We start from the raw sequence: 19,113 nt of genomic DNA on the forward strand, positions 1-19,113 counted from the left end.
AGATAGAAAAAAACCCGGAAAGCGCTGCAGCGCTCTCCTGAATGGACCGTTATCTTGCGAGAGATACCGCCAGCCGTCGCTCCAGATAGGCAGCCAACAGCGACAATGGCCAACACAAGAAAAAGTAAATGACTGCCACCACCGAAAACACCAGCATGGGCTGGAAGGTAGCGTTATTGATGATCTGCCCGGCACGCGTCAGTTCGGTAAAGCCGATGATGGCCGCCAGCGATGTACCTTTGACGATCTGTACCAGATAACCCACCGTGGGCGGCACGGCGATCTTCATCGCTTGCGGCAGGACGACATCGCGCATTTTGTTGCGGTAAGAAAGCCCAAGCGCTTCGGCGGCTTCCCATTGTCCGCGCGGTATCGCCTGGATACAGCCACGCCAGATTTCGCCCAGAAAGGAGCCGCTATTCAGCGTCAATGCCAAGGCCGCTGCCAGCCATGGGTTGATTTCCAGGCCGATGACCGGCGCACCAAAGAAAACAAGAAACAACTGCAGCAGCAGCGGCGTGCCGCGAAAAATCTGGATAAATCCAGTGGAGACCGTGAGCGCCAGCTTGTTGCTGGACGTGCGTCCCAGCGCAACCAGCAGACCGACAACACCCCCACCGGCAAAGGCCATGAGGGAAAGAAGCACGGTCCATTGTGCGGCTTCGAGAATGAACCAGAAATCGGAGGTGCCGAAAGTTCGCATTATCGACGGTCCGGGTAATTAAGCGCCAATTGGAAGATCGTCCGGAAAACATATGAAAAGGCCAATGTGAGCGCCAGATAAATGCCGGTGACGACAATGTAGATTTCAAAACTGCGAAAGGTTTCGGACTGCAGATTGGCGGCGACCGAGGTTAGGTCATCAGCAGAAATAACCGAGACCACGCTGGACGCCAGCATCAGGAGAATGAACTGGCTGGTGAGCGCTGGATAAATGGCGCGCAGCGCAGGCTTGAGCACCACGAAGCGAAAGATTTCGATGCGGGAAAGATTCAGCGCCTGCCCTGCTTCGACCTGTCCTTTGGGGATGGACTCGATGCCGGCCCGCACGATCTCGGTAGCGTAGGCGCCCAGATTGACGACCATGGCGACCAACGCCGCGGTATAGGGCGACCAGCGCACGCCGGCTGCTGGCAGTGCAAAAAAGAAGAAAAACAGCTGGACCAGAAAGGGAGTGTTTCGGATAACTTCGATGTAGACTTTGATGAGCCAACGCAATGGCGCGGGCCCTGCCGTTTTGCCCCAAGCGCAAAAAACAGCCACGATCAGGCCAAACAGCATGGCCAGAAACGACAACTGAATCGTCATCCAGGTGCCATGTAGCAGCAAAGGCCACGCGTCGAAAACGGGACCGAACTGAAAATCGTAGTTCACGTTGTTCTTATCCGAAAGATGACCGGCGCAACCGGCATGGACTTGTTCAGCATACTCTGTGTCCCGCCCTCGCGTCACTGAAACCGGTTTCAGAACGAGATGTCAAAAAAGAGGATTGTATCACCGCGTTTTAAGGGATGGTCGAGCCCCTGGGCTTGAGCGATCCCGGCAGCAGAAGATTCCTGGCCGGCGTGTCGAGCCCGCCGATACGCTGAAGCAGACAGCGCGCGGCCAGATGCCCGAGCTGGTCGGTCGGCTGGGCGACCGCGCTGATCCCGGGCCCGATGTAAGGCGCCCAGGGTGTATCGTCAATGCCGATAAGCCCAATGTCCTTGCCCAATTGCCAGCCAAGCTGAGCAACGGCGGCGACCACCTGAAGGGTAATGACGGCATTGGCGGAAACAACGGCTGGCGGCCTGCCCGCGGCACGCAGGCGCAATGCCTTCAGGGCCTCGACCAGGCCGGCATCGTCATCAATCGCGCTCTCGAAACACTGGCCCGACACTGATGACTCGCTACTGGCAACAAACGCCTCGAACGCCCGTGCGCGTTCGAGGCGGGAACTGACAATACCCAGGGGCTCGGTTACCAGCAACAGGTCGCGGTATCCCAATGCCAGCACATGCTCGATACATTGCTGTATCGCCTGCTGGTTATCCAGCGAGATGAAGTCCACATCCAGGCCGCGGTGAAGACGGTCAACCAGCACCACGGGGCGTCCCTGCGTCGCGGTTTCAAGCAGCGCCCCGGCATCGTGGCCCATGGTATTCAGGATAAAGCCTTCGACCTTATAGGACGACAGCGCGCGCAGACCGGCGCTTTCACGCTCGCTTTCGTTGCCAAGATTGAACAGCATCACCAGATAGCCTGCCTGGCGACAGGCATGCTCGGCGCCCCGCAGCACGGCGACCGAATAAGGGTTGGCAATGTCGGCAACCACCAAACCCACCAGCCGAGAGCGTCCGCGCTTGAGCGCTTGCGCCATGGGGCTGGGCACATACCCCAGTTCGGTCACAGCCGCTTCGACTCGCGCAGCGATCTGCGGCGAGAGCAAGGTTTCGCGATGATTCAGAAAACGGGAAACGGTGGCCTTGGAAACGCCCGCATGTCGCGCCACGTCGGCAATGGTGCTGCGAACTGTAGACTTTTTCATTGTGTGTAACGAGTCAGAGAGGCAACAGCCCGGCCTCATGAACAGGAGAGCCATTGTAAGGCCTTGTTCCAGGCGCGCGGACGCCGGTCCAGACAACATCGCATGGCCGAAACGCCAGCGCCGGTTCTCATCTTCCGAATGTTCAGGTGCGGGACGTCACCGAACGCGCACCTGTCGAATACGTGTCAGTCGGCTGGCCTTACTGTCTCCAGCGCCACCCATGCGCTGTTGCCGCGATGGCTTTCCAGAACAGCCTGAATAAATCGATGGCCCGAAACGCCATCGCGAAAATCAGGCAATACGGCCACGCCATCCTCATTGCCTTCGATGCGGTCCGCCGCATCGCGATACAGCTGGGCAAACGCTTCGATATAGCCTTCGGGATGTCCGGCGGGAATTCGGGTGGCACGCGAAGCCGCCTCGCTCTGTACCCGGCCGCGTGTCAGGCGCTGGGCGGCGCCTCCCTGGGGCGTGAGCCAAAGTACGTTGGGCTCCTCTTGCTCAAAACGCAATTGCGCCTTGCTGCCGTAGATGCGCAGCGTCAAGGCATTCTCGCAGCCGGTCGCCACTTGACTGGCCCACAGCGTACCGCGCGCGCCGTTCGCATAGCGCATCATGACTTGCACATGGTCGTCCAGGACGCGGCCCGGTCCGAAGGTATGCAACTCTGCCGCAATCTGCGCGGGCTCGACGCCGCAAACATAAGCTGCGAGTTGGTAAGCATGAATTCCCACATCGCCCAAGGTGCCGGCGGGGCCGGCGATGGACGGATCCTCACGCCATGCGCCTTCGCCGGTCAGCGCCGGACCGCCCGCCCACCAGTCTTGCGAATACTCAACCTGCAGCAGACGGAGTTCGCCGATGGCGCCCTGCGACACAAGCTCGCGCGCGTGACGCACCATGGGATAGCCAGTATAGGTATGCGTCAACATGCACACGACGCCGGTTTGACTGGCAAGTGCTTCGAGCGCCAGGGCTTCGGAAAGGGACACCGTCAAGGGTTTATCGCAAATGACATGTATGCCTTCGGCCAGAAATGCCCGGACCACCGGCGCATGCAAGTGATTGGGTGTGACAATGGCGACGACGTCTATGCCGCCCTGCGCGGTGCGGCGCAACTCACCTTCCCGGCGGGCCATATCGCGCCAGTCGCGATAACTGCGTTCTGGCGCGATACCCGCCTGGGCTGCGCTGGCCGCTGCCTTGTCCGGATTGCTCGAGAGCGCGCCCGCAACCAGATCATAGCGGTCGTCCAGGCGCGCAGCCATGCGATGCACCGCGCCGATAAACGCCCCCTGACCGCCGCCCACCATCCCAAGCTTCAATCTCCTGCGCATTCACCCTCCTTGCTTGCGAGACGCACCGTTTTCGATGCCGAGCAGCGCATTGTGCTGATCGGACGACAAGGCACTGGCCGCGAAATCATCAAAGGCATGATCGGCAACGCGGATAATATGGTCTGCAATAAACGGCGCGCCTTGCGCCGCGCCTTGCTCGGGGTGTTTGAGACAGCACTCCCACTCCAGCACCGCCCAGCCCTCGAAATCATACTGCGCCATCCTCGAAAAAATCCCCTTGAAATCCACCTGGCCATCCCCCAGCGAACGAAAGCGGCCCGCCCGCTCTGCCCAGCCGGCATAACCGCCATAGACGCCCTGCCTGCCGGTAGGATTGAACTCCGCATCCTTGACATGAAAGCACTTGACGCGCTCGTGATAAAAATCCAGGAACTGCAGATAATCGAGTTGCTGCAGCACGAAGTGGCTGGGGTCATAGAGAATATTTGCGCGCGGATGCTGGCCGACAACTTCCAGAAAACGTTCAAAGGTCGTGCCATCGTGCAGGTCTTCGCCCGGATGCAGCTCAAAGCCTATGTCCACGCCAGCGTCGTCGAAGGCATTGAGAATGGGCGTCCAGCGGCGCCCCAGCTCGGCGAAGGCTTGCTCGACCAGCCCGGCCGGCCGCTGGGGCCAGGGATAAAGATAGGGCCAGGCCAGCGCGCCGGAAAAGGTTGCATGCGCCGATAAGCCCAGCCGCCGCGATGCACGGGCCGCCAGCAAAAGCTGTTCGTGCGCCCAGCGCTGTCGCGCCTGAGGGTCGCCCCGCACCGATGCTGCGGCAAAGCCATCGAACAAGGCATCATAGGCTGGATGCACTGCCAGCAACTGGCCTTGTAAATGCGTGGATAACTCGGTTATCGCCAGGCCATGGTCCGCCAACATGCCTCGAACATCATCGCAATAGGCCTGGCTTTGCGCAGCCTGCTCCAGATCGAACAGATCGGGATTGTTGGTAGGGATCTGGACGCCCCGATAGCCCATTTCCGCCACCCAACCCGCCAATCCGGCCAGGCTGTCAAAGGGCGCTCGATTACCCACGAACTGAGCCAGGAAGATTGCAGGCCCTTGAATGGTTTTCATGCTGTCTCCATGTCACGCTTTAGAACGGCGAGTCAGGAAAGTAAAACTCCTTGGCGTTTTCCTTGGTGATCAACACTGATGGAATGATCGTGTTCTCAGGCAGTTTTTCACCTTTCAAACGCGCCTCGGCAGTCATTTTGATGGCGTCATAGATAAACTTGGGCGAGTAGGATACATCGGCCTGAATCAAGGGGTTGCTGCCATCGAGTATGGTCTTGACCATGCCTTTCGCACCGGCCCCACCAAAGACTTCCTTGATGTCCGTGCGGCCGGATTGCTTGATGGCCTGGAGCACACCGACCGCCATGTCGTCGTCGGCGGCCCAGACCGCATCGATATGCTTGAAACGTGTCAGGTAATCCTGCATGACCTTGAAGGCATCATCCCGGTTCCAGTTGCCATAACGGGCGTCCAGCAACTTGATATCCGGATACTTGTCGATCACTGACTTGAATGCGTCCATGCGCTCATTGTCCAGCGTGGTGGCGATACCCCGCAGTGCAACGATCTCGCCCTTGCCATCCAGTGTTTTCACCAGATATTCGGCGGCCAGCTTGCCAAAGGCCGTGTTGTCGCCAGATACATAGGCGTCTTGCGCGCTCGTATCGGTCAGGCCGCGATCCACCACGGTGACATAGACGCCCTTTCTCTTCAACTGCGCCACGGGCTGGGTGAGCGAGGCCGATTCGAACGGCATAATCACCAGCGCATTGATCTTGTTCACCGTGAGCAAATCCTGCAGTTGATTGGCCTGCTCGGGTGCGCCGCTGGACGTCTTGACGATCACCTTGAGATCGGGATGCGCTTTCTCAAGCTCAGCCTTGGCCTGCTCGGACCACCACACCACACCAGCGGTGAAGCTATGCGTGGCCGCCGGAATCGAGACGCCCAGCGTGACCTTCTCCTGGGCCATCGCTGCGCCGGACAGCCCCAGGATCGCCAGCGCCGACATGCCGGCGGCCAATTTCTTTAAAGTGTGCTTCATGATTTGTCTCCATAGGGATGAGGCATACCGCCGGCCAGACCGTCCGGCGAGACACGGGTTGTCAGGAACGCCGCCGCTGCAGGAATGCCACAATAATGATGACAAACCCCTGTACTGCAGCGTTCAGATAGACACTGATGATGCTGGTAAGATTAAGAATATTTCCAATGACTGAAAGCAGGATGGCGCCCACGACGGTGCCTGTCATGGTGCCTGAGCCACCCTTGAGCGCGGTGCCGCCCACAATGACGGCGGCGATGGCCTCCAGCTCCCATAACAATCCGGTGGTCGGGCTGGCTGAGCCCAGTCGGGGTACATACAATACCGTTGCAATGCCGACGCATATGCCAAGCAACACATAGGTCATTGTCTTGGTCCGATCAACGTTGACCGCGGCATAGCGTGCTACCTGCTCGTTCGACCCAATTGCCTGCACATAACGCCCGAAAGTCGTGCGATTGAGCAGCAGGCCGCCAAGCAGAGCAATGACCAGGAACACCCATACAGGAATAGGCACGCCAAGCAGGCTGCCGTAATACACGGGGCTGTAGGCATCGGAAATCCCCATGTCCAGCGTGATGGCGCCGCCGTTGGAAAGATAAGTGAGATAAGCGCGAAAAATACCGAGCGTACCCAGTGTGACGATAAAAGGTTCGATACGGCCACGTGTGATCAACAAGCCATGCGCCAGGCCCAGCAAGCCGCCCAGCACCACGGCGAACACCATGCCCAACACAATCACCATGATGGGTGCCTCGGCCATGCCATACGTGGTGGACAGGCTATTCATGATCATGATCATGCTGCCCGCAATCAAGGCAGCCATGGAGCCCACGGAAAGATCGATACCGCCCGAGATGATGACAAAGCACATGCCGACCGAAATGATGCCGATGAAGGCTGTCCGGGTCAGCACGTTCATGATGTTGTCGACCTCGGCAAAACTGCTGTTGAGCAATGTGCCGGCAATGCACAACAACACCAACCCCACGATCGGCCCCATGCCGTGCAGTCGCCCGAACCATCCAGGCTGTGTCTGCGTCGTCTGCCGCCCGTTGCGGCGGCTCGCCGGATCCGCTTCCGGCTCAGGCTTGCTGATGTGTTCCGGTTGCATGCGCAATCAGCTCCTTTTCATGCAGTTGATCGTTTTCGAGCACGGCTTGCAAACGGCCTGCCCGCATTACCGCCACGCGGTGGCATAGTCCGATGAGTTCGATCAGCTCGGATGAAATCACGATGACGGCCAATCCTCGGGCGGCCAAGTCGTGAATAAGAAAATAGATATCGCGCTTGGCGCCGACGTCCACGCCGCGCGTGGGTTCGTCGAGCACGACGATGCGCGGGCCGGGATGCAAGACCTTGGCCAGCGCCAGCTTTTGCTGATTGCCGCCCGACAACGCCGAAGCGGGCATATCCGGATTGCCTGCACGGATGCCAAAGTCGTTGATGGCCTTGCGCATTGCGCTGCGCTCGGCATTGAAATCAAGCAAAGGCTGGGCATAGCGCTCCAGCGCCATCAATGTCAGGTTCTGCCGCATGCCAAACGCCAGCACGATGCCTTTTCCCTTTCGATCTTCACTTAAATAGGTAAGCCCATGACGGGCGGCGTCGCGTGGACTGCGCAGCTGCTGTACCTGGCCATCAATAAAAATCTGGCCTGCCGAACGTTCGCGCAAGCCGAGTATGCCCTCGAACAGCTCGGTGCGCCCTGCTCCCACCAGGCCCGCGAACCCGAATATTTCTCCCGGCCTTACCGAAAAACTGATGTCGCTCGCCCATCCGGGTACCGTAACGCCCTGCGCCTGCAGCAATGGCGCGCCGTTCACAGGCAGCGGGGTTTTGGAAGGAAACAGATCCTCGAGTTCCCGGCCCACCATGAGATTGGCCATTTCACGCCGCGAAACCTGGGACGTTGGGCAGCCGGTAACATAACGGCCATCGCGCATCACCAGGATGTCGTCAGTAATCCGCTCGACCTCATCCAGTTTGTGTGAAATATAAATAATGGTGCAGCCTTTGCGGCGCAACTGTTCTATCAACCCGAAAAGCCGTTCTGTTTCCGAGGGCGTCAACGTTGCGGTAGGTTCATCCATGACCAGCAGGCGCGCATTCTTGGCAAGCGCCTTGGCAATTTCGACCAACTGCTTTTCCGCCACAATCAGTCGTCCGACCAGCATGTCCGGACTCGCGTGCAGCCCGACCTGCTCAAGCAGATCGAGGGTTTCCGACCGCATGCGAATATTGTCCAGAAACAGCCCGCGGCGGTATTCTCGCCCGAGAAAAATATTCTCGGCGATGGTCAGGTCATCTGCCAGGTTGATCTCCTGATGGATGAGCACAATCCCCAACTGCTCTGCATCGCGCGACGACGCAAATGTGCGAAGCTGCCCGTCTATCTGCACGCCACCTTCGGTAGGCTGTTCATAACCGCACAGGATCTTCATCAGCGTCGACTTGCCTGCCCCGTTTTCACCCAGCAACCCATGCACGCGCCCAGGCTTCATGGAAAAACTGACATTGCGCAAGACACGCACCGCGCCAAAATCTTTGCTGATTGCGTCGAACTGAACGGATAAGCTCATCAGGCACTCTCCCTGCGCATCAACCGGTGTGGCAACCGTATCCCCTTTACCCGCGCTTGCGGATCATCCAGCTGGCGCAACAGCAGTTCTGCGGCGCGCAGGCCTAGCTGACGCATCGGTTGCGCCACCGTGCTGAGCGTAGGCGACACTTGGCTGGCCAGTGAAATATCATCGAAACCCATCACCGCCATATCCGTCGGCACGGCAAGCCCTGCGTCCCGCAGACCGCGCATGATACCGATGGCCAGCGTGTCCGAGACGGCGAAGACTGCGGTGGGCCTGAGATCAAGCGCAAGCAGCCGTGCCACTGCGCGCTGGCCCGCATCAAAGTCCAGGCCGTTAACGCTTTGACTGTAATCAGGCCTGGCTGCAATGCCAGCCTGCCGCAGCGCATCTTCGTAACCGTTCTGGCGCTCACGCGCATACATGAAACGCATATCTGAATTCACAAACGCGATTCGGGAATGACCTCTGCTCACAAGATATTGCACTGCCTCGCGCGCGGCCGCGCGATTGTCGATCCCCACATACGCCACGGGCGCATGCGCATCGAACTCACAACAGGCCACCCAGGGAAAACGCTGAGCCTCGCTTTGCTGCGCCTGCTGCACGGTATCTGGATCCAGGCAGATAGCCCCATCCACACGTCGAGTGTGCAGCAGCTCGAGAAAACGCTTTTCATGGTCAACACGTCCTCCAGTTTCGCAAAGCAGCATGTCGTAGCCTCTGGCCTGTACTGCCTCGTTGATCCCCTGCACGATCTGGGCATAAAAGGGATTACCAATATCGGGCACCATGGTCAGCAGCAGCCGGCTTTCATCCGTGCGCAGGCTGCGGGCAAGCTGATTGACCCGGTAGCCCAGGGCGACAATGGAGTCCGCAACGCGTGAGCGGGTAGGCTCGCGCACCGCGTCGCTGCCATTGAGCACCCGCGAAACGGTCGCGACCGATACGCCGGCATGCACCGCAACCTGGGCAATCGACACCTTGCGCTCGCGGCCGGCATCCACCGACTGACGACAGGCTGAGCCTGCTGGCGCCTTGCCACGCGGCGCGGCCTTTTTTGCGGGCCGCTTGTCGGCACGCGTTCGCTCTTTCACCATGGCGTGCCCTGATGTATGCTGTCCGTAAATGTAATCGATTACATTATGGCATCGTGCAATCCAGCATTCCCATGCGGGCTTACCCTGAAAGCACGGTCAACCCCGTGCTTGTGGGCCGCGCCACGCGATCATTACAATCAGGAAACCCAGACGGCCTTCGGCCAAACGCCGAACCGGCGTGAACTGCGACAAGGAACCCATGGCTACGACCCCCGCGTTCGACATTGTCTTTTTCGGCGGCACAGGTGATCTTGCGCTGCGCAAGTTGATTCCAGCGCTCTATGATGCGCATCTTGCAGGCGCCTTGCATCCAGGCGGTCGCATTATTGCACTGGGCCGCACACCACTTGGCCGCGACGGCTATCTTGCCCTGCTCGAATCACGCGTACAGCCCCGCCTGGGCAGCCGGTTCAGTGATACTGCCTGGGCTGATTTTCTTGAGCGCGTGGATTTCGCCAAGCTCGACGCCGACAACATAGACGACTATCACCAGCTGGCGCAATCGCTCGGCACCTCGGCAGACCGTGTGCTGGTCTGTTACCTGGCCACCGCGCCGCACCTGTTCATCACCATCTGCCAACACCTGTCCGCTGCCGGGCTCAACCATTCCAACAGCCGCGTCGTGCTCGAAAAACCGTTGGGCCACGACCTGCAATCGTCCAATGCCATCAACGAAGCCGTGGGCCAGTGCTTCAGCGAAAACCAGATCTATCGCATCGACCACTACCTGGGCAAAGAGTCGGTCCAGAACCTATTGGCCATCCGCTTTGGCAATACCCTGTTCGAACCTCTATGGCGACGCGAATGGATAGACAACGTGCAGATCACGATTGCCGAAGACCTGGGCGTGGAGGAACGTGGCGAATTCTATGAGCGCACCGGTGCGCTGCGCGACATGCTGCAAAGCCACTTGCTGCAACTGCTGTGCATCGTGGCCATGGAGCCGCCCTCCAGCCTGACGGAAGACGCTGTGCGCGATGAAAAACTCAAGGTGCTCAAATCGCTCAAGCCCTTCACCGCGGAGGACGTCCTGACCAAAGCCGTACGCGGCCAGTACCGCAGCGGGGCCATTAACGGCAAGCCGGTGCCGGGCTATCGCGAAGAACCCAATGTAGACCCAGCCAGCAACACCGAAACCTTTGTGGCACTGCAGGCCGAAGTCTCGGGCTGGCGTTGGGCCGGCGTTCCTTTTTTCCTGCGTACCGGCAAACGGATGCAGGAGCGCGTGGCCGAGATCGTCATCAATTTCCGCAAGGTGCCGCACGCGCTCTTTCCCATGCCAGTTGGCGTGTCATCAGCCAACCGCCTGGTCATCAGCCTGCAACCCAAAGAAAGCGTACGCCTGTATTTCCTGGCCAAAAAGCCTGGAGACACCATGGATCTGCAATCCACCTATTTGAATCTGGACTTCCACACCATGTTCAAATCGCGCAGGTCGGATGCCTACGAACGCCTCTTGCTCGACGTGATCAATGGCCGCCTTGCCCTGTTCATGCGGCGCGACGAACAGGCACAGGCCTGGACATGGGTGGAGCCCATCCTGGCGTGCTGGGGCCGCCACGCCATCGCACCCAAGCTCTATACCGCCGGCAGCTGGGGGCCTGCCGCCTCCAGTGGCCTTCTGTCGCGCACAGGCGTAAGCTGGCACGAGGAGGCATGAACCATGCACATATCCTGGCACGAGTTTGCCGCCGGCGCTGAATACGTTCAGGCACTGGTCGGTAAAATTGCCGCCACGCTGACACGCGCGGTGGACATACACGGTCGCGCGGGGCTTGCCGTATCGGGCGGGCGCTCGCCCATTCCGATATTCAAAGCCTTGAGCCAGGCCAGCCTGCCCTGGGAAGCCGTCCGTATCACACTCGTAGACGATAGATTCGTACCCGTCGAACACCCCGACAGCAACGAAAGGCTGGTTCGCACACACCTGCTGCACAACAAGGCAGCGGCGGCGCAATTTACCGGGCTGGTGTCGCATCCAGACGACATCAAGGCCAGTGTCAGGCAAGCCAATCAGCAAACCGACCGCATTACGCTGGCGCTGTTGGGCATGGGAGACGATGGTCACACAGCGTCGCTGTTTCCGGGTGCGCTCCAACTGACCGAGTGTCTCGCACCCGATACCGAAAGCCGATACCTGCATGTCACGCCTCTGCAGGCTCCCCATGAACGCATCAGCATGACGCTGAACGCTATCCTCTCGGCCGAACATCTGATACTCGCCATATCCGGCGCAGACAAACGGCATGTGCTGAACCGCGCCGCGCAGGGAACCAACCCCGCGCTGCCGATCAGCTATATCGTCAACCAGACCGGAGTCCCGCTCGATGTCTATTGGCACGCCTAAGCACGAACGCCATCTGATCGCTGATATCGGTGGAACGCATGCGCGCTTTGCCCTCTGCTCTTCCGTCCGTGACATTGATCAGATCGACGTTCTGAACAGCGCTGACTACCCAACCATGGAAGACGCGATCCGCCATTACCTGGATGCGCATGGGAATCCGCAAATCAAGTACGCGGTGATAGGCATCGCCAACCCTATCCTCGGTGATCACGTCAAAATGACCAACTCGCCCTGGGCGTTTTCCATTGAAGGCTTGCGGCAATCGCTGCATCTGTCGCACCTGCATGTACTTAACGATTTTACTGTGCTCGCGATGGCGCTCCCGCATCTGCAGGGTAATGAACTAATACAAGTTGGCGGCGGATCTTGCGTGCGTGACGCGCCAATGGGCTTGCTTGGCCCCGGTACCGGACTGGGCGTGTCCGCCCTGATACCGTCACGCCACGGGCCCTGGACCCCACTGGCTGCCGAGGGCGGACATGTCAGCTTTGCGCCCTCGGACGAACTGGAATCCATGCTATGGCGCGAAGCACGCCAGCAGTTCGGCCATGTCTCCATGGAAAGGCTAGTGTCAGGCCCCGGGCTGTCTTTCATTTACACCTGTCTGTGCCATGACCAGGGCATCACGGCACAGGATTATTCCCCTGCGCAGATCAGCCGTCATGCCATAGCCCGCAGCGACAAAACCTGCCGCCTGGCGCTGGATACCTTTTGCGCCATATTGGGTACGGCCGCCAGTGACCTGGCGGTCACCCTGGGTGCGCGTGGCGGCATCTACATCGGCGGCGGCATCATCAAGAAACTGGGTGATTACTTCGGCCAGTCGCCCTTTCGACAGCGCTTCGAGGACAAAGGCCGATTCCGGGATTACCTGGCGGCCATCCCGGTCTTCGTCATCAACAGCAAACAGCCCACGCTGCTTGGCGCCGCGGCCTATCTGGATACACTCGTGCAGGAATAAATCCTATCCTGCCCGTGCGCTACATGCTGGACGACATGCCACCGTCAACAACCATGACCTGGCCTGTCATGAACTGCGCTTCGCGTGCCGCCAGAAAAACAACCGCCGAGGCAATGTCTTGGGGATCGCCCCAGCGCTTTTGCGGAACGCGATCGAACAGCCATTGATTGAAGGCCTCATCGTTCCAAAGCCTGCTGGTGAGCTCAGTCTTGATATAACCCGGTGCGACTGCATTCACCGTGACGCCCGCCTCGGCCAGCTCGACCGCCCACTGTCGCACGAGGCCATGAATGGCCGCCTTGGCAGCGGTGTAAGCGGTGATATCGCGACGGCCTCTCAATGCCGTGATAGACCCGGTAAAAATAATGCGACCGTAGCCGTGCTCCGACATGCCACGCGCGACCTCACGCGCCAGTGCCCACTGGGAGGTCAGGTTGGCAAACACTACGCGGTCGAAATCCTGCTGCTGGTAGGACAGCAAGGGTTCGCGATGCTGAACGCCAGCATTGGAAAAAAAGATATCGATGCGTCCCAGTTCAGCCCGGGCCTGCGTCACAGCCGCGGCGGCGGCTTCAGGATCGGCAATATCGAAGGGAAGCACATGCGCGCTGACCCTCTCCTCCTTTAAGCGCGCTGCGGCTGCTTCGAGCGTTGCGCGCTGCCTGCCATTGAGAATCACCGTCGCGCCCTGCCGGCCCAGCGCCTGTGCGGCCGCGTAGCCTATGCCTCGCGAAGATCCCGTCACCAGGGCAACCTGGCCGGTTAAATCGAACATAGCCATCAGAAATCCACCTTGTCGCCACCCTTGAGCTGCAGCGTGGCACGCGCCTCATCAGGCGTCGCGACCTCCAGGTTGAGCGCCTCGAGCACAATCCGGATGCGGCTGACTTGCTCCGCATTGGACGATGCCAACTGTCCAGGCCCGATCCAAAGGGAGTCTTCGAGCCCGACCCGCACGTTCGAGCCCATCGCTGCACCCATCGTCGCCAGGGAAATCTGACTGCGACCGGCGCCCAGGATGGACCATTGATAGTTGTCGCCAAATAGCCTGTCTGCCGTGCGGCGCATGTGCATGAGATCTTCGGGGTTGGGCCCGATGCCGCCAAGAATGCCGAACACAGACTGAATGAATGGCGGGCTTTGTACCAGCCCGCGGTCCATGAAATGCGCCAGGTTATAGAGATGACTGATGTCGTAGCATTCGAACTCGAACCGCGTGCCGTTATCCGTGCCCTGGCGCAAAATGGTTTCGATATCCTTGTAAGTGTTTCTGAAGATCAAATCCCGGCTGTTTTCCAGATGTTGTCTTTCCCAGTCATGCTCGAAGGTCTTGAAACGTTCCAGCATGGGAAACAGGCCGAAATTCATGGACCCCATGTTCAGCGAAGCAAGCTCCGGCTTGAAGGTCATGGCGGGCTGTATGCGTTCCTGGACCGTCATGTGCGGGCTGCCACCCGTCGTGATATTGATGACGGCATCGGTTGACGCCTTGATCTTCTGCAGGAAAGGCTTGAAGACTTCAGGGTCTTGCGTAGGCCTGCCGTCCTTGGGATCGCGCGCATGCAAATGCAGAATGGCCGCGCCCGCCTGCGCAGCGGCAATGCCGGCCTCGGCGATTTCTTCGGCAGTGACCGGCAAATGCGGCGACATGCTGGGTGTATGAATACCGCCGGTAACGGCGCAGGTGATGATGACTTTTTTCTTGCTGGCCATGATTGCCCTCGATTGTCTTGGTAATTTTTTGGTCGATAAGTGTTCGTTGCTTCGCAACAGCTCCGCTCAAGGCAGCGTCTGTGCCTAAACCGCTCCCAGCCCGACTGGATTTCTCAGGAGGGCCCTGCGGTATCCTGCTGCTGTTTGTGCAGCAACAGCGCCATCAGGCGCTCATCACGCCACAGCCTGCGGTCGAGCAGCGCTTCGCGTGGCAGCACGTCACGCCGCTGGGCGTGCAATTGTGCGACCAGGCCGTCATCCCACGCTTCCGTGGATGCCTGTTCTGTGGCAATAGACTGAAACATGCCGCCATAACGCGCGCAGTAATCCTGAAGGCCATCCGGCGCATTGAGATCTATGGTCTCAAACGGCCCCATGAAGGCCCAGCGCAAGCCGAGGCCATCCTTCACGGTCACGTCAAGATCTTCCACGCTGACATAACCTTGGCCCACAAGCCGAAAAGCTTCGCGCAGCAACGCACCCTGCAGACGGTTCAACACAAAGCCCTCAAGCTCGCGATTAACCGTAACGGGTTTTTGCCCGACTGCCTGCATCAGGTGGCGCGCATGATCCACTGTGCGCTGACTGGTCCACGGGGCGCCGCAAAGCTCCACGACAGGCACCAGATAAGGAGGATTCACGGGATGGGCAACCAGGCAGCGCTCACGGCCTTGCAACGATGCGCTGAACAACGATGCCGGAATACTGGACGTCGAACTGGCGAGCACTGTACCGCCATCCGCGAGCTGATCCATGCGCGCGAAGATATCCTGTTTGATCTCCAGTTTTTCGGGCAGATTTTCCTGCACATACTCCGCGCCATCAAGCGCCAAGGCCAGGTCGTCCGCCACCCGAATGCGCGCCATGACGGCCGGTGCATCCGCCAGCAAACCTCGCTCATGCAACACATTGACGAGCTGACCTATCAACGCGTGCGCTCGGACGAGCGCATCAGGATCCCCATCCCACAGCTTGACCTCGCACCCGCCACGCGCAAACACAATCGCCCATGCCTGCCCTATCAACCCTGCCCCGATAACCGCTACGTTCATGGCCGCCGGCCTCCTTATGCTGAATTCACATGCGCTGTCTCCGCACGGCGTCGGCATGAATACGCCATGCACCAACGGAATACACGGAAGATAATGCGCACCCTGACCGCTATACCAACTGCTGGGTATGGCCATCCACCACCAGCGCCTGCCCGCTCACGCTGCCGGCGGCAGGGCTGGCGGCAAACAATGCCATGTTCGCGATATCACGCGCCGAAACCATGCGCCCCAGCGAAGCCTGCTGTTCGTATGACGTGGCGACATCCTCAACCGACTTACCCAAGGTTTTCGCCTTGGCAGCGATGACTGCCCGAATGCGTGGCCCTTCAACCGCGCCGGGCAAAATGGCATTAACACGGATGCCATCACGCCCCAGTTCTATCGCAAGTGTCTTGGTAAAGCCTACAACCGCCCATTTTGATGCCGAGTAGGCGGAGCGTCCGGCAAAACCCAAATGGCCAGCGGCAGAGGAAAGATTGATCATGACGCCACCGCGTGACTTGCGCAGCAAAGGCACGGCAAGCCGCGCGCACAGAAACTGGCCCGTGATATTGACTGCCAGCGTTCTGTCCCAATCGGCGCGGCTGAGCGTTTCGACAAACCCTGTCGGGCCAGCAATGCCCGCATTATTGATCAAAACGTCAAGCCCGCCGAACTCTTTTTCGACCTGCTGAAACAAGGCAGCCACGCTGTCTTCGTTCGACACGTCCGCCAGCATCGTGTGGATTTTCGGCAGCTCGCCACGGGCGGCTTCCAGCGCCCGTTCGTCCACATCGCAAATAAAAACATCGGATCCCGCAGCCACAAAAACCCGGGCCATCTCAAGCCCCAGACCGCTTGCGCCAGCCGTGATCAATACCTTGGTGTCCTGCATGCTTGCATCTTCAAACATAGTTGCCTCGTTTCATATCCATAATTTTTGTTTGCGGAATTCCAGATTGATCAACAGATCATGTGCTGCACCATGGTGCGTCACCTTGCCACGATCGAGTACCAGCGCGGTGTCAGCCAGCGCCAATGCCAAGTCGAGATTATGGTCCACGATCAAGATCGTCAAGCGATTCTTGATCTCAAGAATCGCATTGAAAACCTCTTCGGTCATGGCGGGAGAAAGGCCCTCGAAAGGCTCATCCAGCAGCAGTACCTCGACATGTCCAGCCAATGCGCGCGCGATCGCCACCATCTGCTGCTCACCACCCGACAACAAGGCGGCATCAACCTCGTATCGCTCTTTCAGGCGTGGAAAGACAGCGAAAATCTCTTCATCTGTCCAGCCATTGCTTCCCTGCCCTGAACGCTTGAGCCGGCCCAGCATCAGATTATCCTTGACGGTCAGGCCCGCAAACAGGCGTCGGCCTTGCGGAACAAAGGCAATGCCCAGCCGCGCCATGACCTCCGGCACCGGCGCATCCATACGTTTGCCGGCAATGGATATCTGTCCCGATCCCAGGCGAGCCAGGCCCAACAGGCTTTTGAGCAAGGTCGATTTACCCGCTCCGTTGCGCCCCAATACCGCGACGACTTCTCCCTTGCGAGCATCGAAGGAAATATCCGAAAGAATATGGCTCTTGCCATAGAAGGCATCGAGCCCGCTGACAGACAAGGCGAGCTCGCTGCCCAGCGTGCCCTGCGTCACACTGGCAGCCAACGCATCGCTGCCTGACCCGATATAGATCTCACGCACCTGTGCGTCCGATCGTACTGACGCAGCATCCCCTTCGACCAATACTCGGCCCTGATTCATGACCGTAATCTTGTCGGCCATGGCAAACACGCGATCCACATCGTGTTCAACCAGGAGCACGCCGATACGATCGCCCAGACGCCGAATCAAGGCACCGATGCGATCCCGCTCCGCCGCGGCAAGCCCGGCAAGCGGCTCATCCAGCAGCAAAATGCGCGGCGCCGCCCCGAGTGCAAGCCCCATATCGACAACGCGCTGACCGCCGTAGGACAGATCTTCCGCCAGCGCCCCCTCCATACCCTGAACGCCCAGGTATTTCACCAGTTCGTCCGTCTGCGCCTGCGTGCCCTGCATCGCTTCCAGCCGCTTCCAGATGGAAAACCGTCCCGGGTCGCGGCTGAGCACAGAAAGACAAAGGTTCTGGCGAACTGACAGTCCCTTGAACAGGTTTGTGATCTGAAAAGACCTCGCCAGGCCATGTGCGCAGATATCGTCCGCACCCAAGCCGTTCAACGATGTTGCATCCAGGATCAGGTTTCCGTCGTCTGCGGGGAACATACCGGAGATCAGATTGAACAGCGAGGTCTTGCCAGCGCCGTTCGGTCCAATCAAGGCATGCACGCCTTTCCCAGCGACCTCGAGATCCACATCCTTGACTGCCACGATACCGCCGAAAGCCTTGTTCACACTGACGCAACGCAAAGTGGCGGGTGCCTGGTGCGCCAGAAAGGAAGGGAAGAAATTCGGATCGGTGGCGGTTACGCGCTGCCCCATGGCCGCGCCACGCGTCTTTTCGGGCACGACCATGTGCCGCAGCCTTGTTGCCAGACCAGTCAGCCCCGAGGGCGTCACCAAGATGAAGAAAATGAACACCAGACCGAAATAAAGCAACCAGTCCGAGGTGTACATTGAAAGGTATTCGCGAAACAGAATATAAAAGACGGCGCCGAATATCGGCCCCGAAAAACTGCGCATACCGCCAATCAAGGCGATCGCCAGCAGTTCTCCGGAAAACGCAAGCGACATGGTCTCAGCGGATGCTATGCGGTGGCTCAACACTGACAGCCCGCCCGCCAATCCGGTAATCGCCGCCGACAGCACAAAGGCCAGCAATTTGTAGGCATCCACGTCAAACCCGATAAAGCGCGTGCGAACTTCGTTTTCGCGGATGGCTGTCAGAATGGCGCCAAAGGGCGAGAGCGTTAGACGCAGCAGAAAAGCCACCACGACAAGGGCAATGATGGCCACAAATATATAGAACGCCAATGAAGCGTCCAGGCTTATGCCCAGTACCGCATTCCGCTCTATGCCACCCAAGCCATTTTCGCCACCGGTCAAGGCTGTCCAGCGATAGGCCACTGCAAAACACAAGGCGCCAAACGCCAACGTCAGCAGGGAGAAATACACGCCACGGCGCCGTAGAATCAACAGCCCCACCAATAGCGCAACAATCGCCACGAGCGCTACCGCCAGTATCAACGGAATAATCGCACTGCCCGGAAAGTAGCGCAGTTGGAGAATACCCACGGCATAGGCACCGATACCGAACCAGGCGCCATGGCCAAAAGACACCAAACCGGTATACCCCAGTAGAATATTGAGCGCCAGGCCCGCCAGCGCCAACACAATACACTCCACCGCAGTGCTATAGGTAAGACCACCCCAGCTCATGGCCAACGGCAACAGAAGCAGCCCCAACGCCACCAGAAGCAATGTTTTCAGTTCTAGCTTGGACATGG

General features: G+C 59.1%; 17 protein-coding genes. 3 read left to right on the forward strand and 14 right to left on the reverse strand.

All coding sequences use genetic code 11. The annotated features are described in order from the left end of the window. Positions 1 to 49: 49 nt before the first annotated feature. The 9 genes from ERE07_RS01025 to ERE07_RS01065 form a co-directional block, all read right to left on the reverse strand. Positions 50 to 703 carry an amino acid ABC transporter permease gene (locus ERE07_RS01025; protein ID WP_130007023.1) on the reverse strand — a complete coding sequence of 218 codons (654 nt, stop codon included), beginning with the start codon at positions 701 to 703 and terminating at the stop codon, positions 50 to 52. Beyond that, positions 703 to 1,374, reverse strand: coding sequence for an amino acid ABC transporter permease (locus tag ERE07_RS01030; RefSeq protein ID WP_130007024.1), 672 nt, complete (start codon positions 1,372 to 1,374; stop codon positions 703 to 705). Before ERE07_RS01030 ends, ERE07_RS01025 begins: the two co-directional genes overlap by 1 nt. A 130-nt stretch (positions 1,375 to 1,504) precedes the next feature. Then, the gene (locus ERE07_RS01035) at positions 1,505 to 2,527 is read right to left on the reverse strand and encodes a LacI family DNA-binding transcriptional regulator (RefSeq protein ID WP_130007025.1); all 1,023 of its coding nucleotides are present in this window, start codon (positions 2,525 to 2,527) and stop codon (positions 1,505 to 1,507) included. A gap of 185 nt (positions 2,528 to 2,712) precedes the next feature. Further along, on the reverse strand, positions 2,713 to 3,864 hold the full coding sequence (locus ERE07_RS01040; protein ID WP_245153344.1) for a Gfo/Idh/MocA family protein: 1,152 nt from the start codon (positions 3,862 to 3,864) through the stop codon (positions 2,713 to 2,715). After that, positions 3,865 to 4,947 (reverse strand): sugar phosphate isomerase/epimerase family protein, encoded by a 1,083-nt coding sequence (locus ERE07_RS01045; protein WP_130007026.1) that lies wholly within the window; start codon positions 4,945 to 4,947, stop codon positions 3,865 to 3,867. A 19-nt stretch (positions 4,948 to 4,966) separates the two neighbouring features. Continuing rightward, the gene (locus tag ERE07_RS01050) at positions 4,967 to 5,932 is read right to left on the reverse strand and encodes a substrate-binding domain-containing protein (RefSeq protein ID WP_130007027.1); all 966 of its coding nucleotides are present in this window, start codon (positions 5,930 to 5,932) and stop codon (positions 4,967 to 4,969) included. A 61-nt stretch (positions 5,933 to 5,993) separates the two neighbouring features. Beyond that, positions 5,994 to 7,046 carry an ABC transporter permease gene (locus ERE07_RS01055; RefSeq protein WP_130007028.1) on the reverse strand — a complete coding sequence of 351 codons (1,053 nt, stop codon included), beginning with the start codon at positions 7,044 to 7,046 and terminating at the stop codon, positions 5,994 to 5,996. After that, positions 7,018 to 8,514: a sugar ABC transporter ATP-binding protein gene (locus ERE07_RS01060; protein ID WP_130007029.1), complete on the reverse strand. Its 1,497-nt coding sequence runs from the start codon at positions 8,512 to 8,514 to the stop codon at positions 7,018 to 7,020. Before ERE07_RS01060 ends, ERE07_RS01055 begins: the two co-directional genes overlap by 29 nt. Next, positions 8,514 to 9,617: a LacI family DNA-binding transcriptional regulator gene (locus ERE07_RS01065; RefSeq protein ID WP_130007030.1), complete on the reverse strand. Its 1,104-nt coding sequence runs from the start codon at positions 9,615 to 9,617 to the stop codon at positions 8,514 to 8,516. The genes ERE07_RS01060 and ERE07_RS01065 overlap by 1 nt, the downstream gene beginning before the upstream one ends. A gap of 199 nt (positions 9,618 to 9,816) precedes the next feature. Here ERE07_RS01065 and zwf point away from each other — a divergent pair, with 199 nt between their 5' ends. Genes zwf through ERE07_RS01080 form a run of 3 tightly spaced genes read left to right on the forward strand, consistent with a single transcriptional unit; the run spans position 9,817 to position 12,925 of the window. Next, positions 9,817 to 11,277, forward strand: coding sequence for a glucose-6-phosphate dehydrogenase (gene zwf, locus ERE07_RS01070; protein ID WP_130007031.1), 1,461 nt, complete (start codon positions 9,817 to 9,819; stop codon positions 11,275 to 11,277). Positions 11,278 to 11,280: 3 nt separating this feature from the next. After that, positions 11,281 to 11,964, forward strand: coding sequence for a 6-phosphogluconolactonase (gene pgl / locus ERE07_RS01075; RefSeq protein WP_130007032.1), 684 nt, complete (start codon positions 11,281 to 11,283; stop codon positions 11,962 to 11,964). Continuing rightward, entirely contained in the window at positions 11,945 to 12,925 is a 981-nt protein-coding gene (locus tag ERE07_RS01080; protein ID WP_130007033.1) for a glucokinase, read from the forward strand. The genes pgl and ERE07_RS01080 overlap by 20 nt, the downstream gene beginning before the upstream one ends. A gap of 19 nt (positions 12,926 to 12,944) precedes the next feature. On the opposite strand, the gene ERE07_RS01085 is transcribed toward ERE07_RS01080, so the two are convergent. From ERE07_RS01085 to ERE07_RS01105, 5 genes are all read right to left on the reverse strand, one after another. Further along, entirely contained in the window at positions 12,945 to 13,700 is a 756-nt protein-coding gene (locus ERE07_RS01085; protein WP_130007659.1) for an SDR family NAD(P)-dependent oxidoreductase, read from the reverse strand. Between the two features lie 5 nt (positions 13,701 to 13,705). Further along, a complete protein-coding gene (gene kce / locus ERE07_RS01090) occupies positions 13,706 to 14,638 on the reverse strand; it encodes a 3,5-dioxohexanoate:acetyl-CoA acetone transferase (RefSeq protein ID WP_130007034.1) in 933 nt (310 codons plus the stop codon). A gap of 113 nt (positions 14,639 to 14,751) precedes the next feature. After that, positions 14,752 to 15,690: a 3-hydroxyacyl-CoA dehydrogenase gene (locus tag ERE07_RS01095; protein ID WP_130007035.1), complete on the reverse strand. Its 939-nt coding sequence runs from the start codon at positions 15,688 to 15,690 to the stop codon at positions 14,752 to 14,754. A 109-nt stretch (positions 15,691 to 15,799) separates the two neighbouring features. Beyond that, the gene (locus ERE07_RS01100; RefSeq protein ID WP_130007036.1) at positions 15,800 to 16,582 is read right to left on the reverse strand and encodes an SDR family oxidoreductase; all 783 of its coding nucleotides are present in this window, start codon (positions 16,580 to 16,582) and stop codon (positions 15,800 to 15,802) included. Between the two features lie 12 nt (positions 16,583 to 16,594). Then, on the reverse strand, positions 16,595 to 19,111 hold the full coding sequence (locus ERE07_RS01105; protein WP_130007037.1) for a branched-chain amino acid ABC transporter ATP-binding protein/permease: 2,517 nt from the start codon (positions 19,109 to 19,111) through the stop codon (positions 16,595 to 16,597). Between the last annotated feature and the right edge of the window lie 2 nt (positions 19,112 to 19,113).

The sequence above is a fragment of the Allopusillimonas ginsengisoli genome, assembly GCF_004153455.1.
In the GTDB taxonomy this organism is placed as follows: domain Bacteria; phylum Pseudomonadota; class Gammaproteobacteria; order Burkholderiales; family Burkholderiaceae_B; genus Allopusillimonas; species Allopusillimonas ginsengisoli.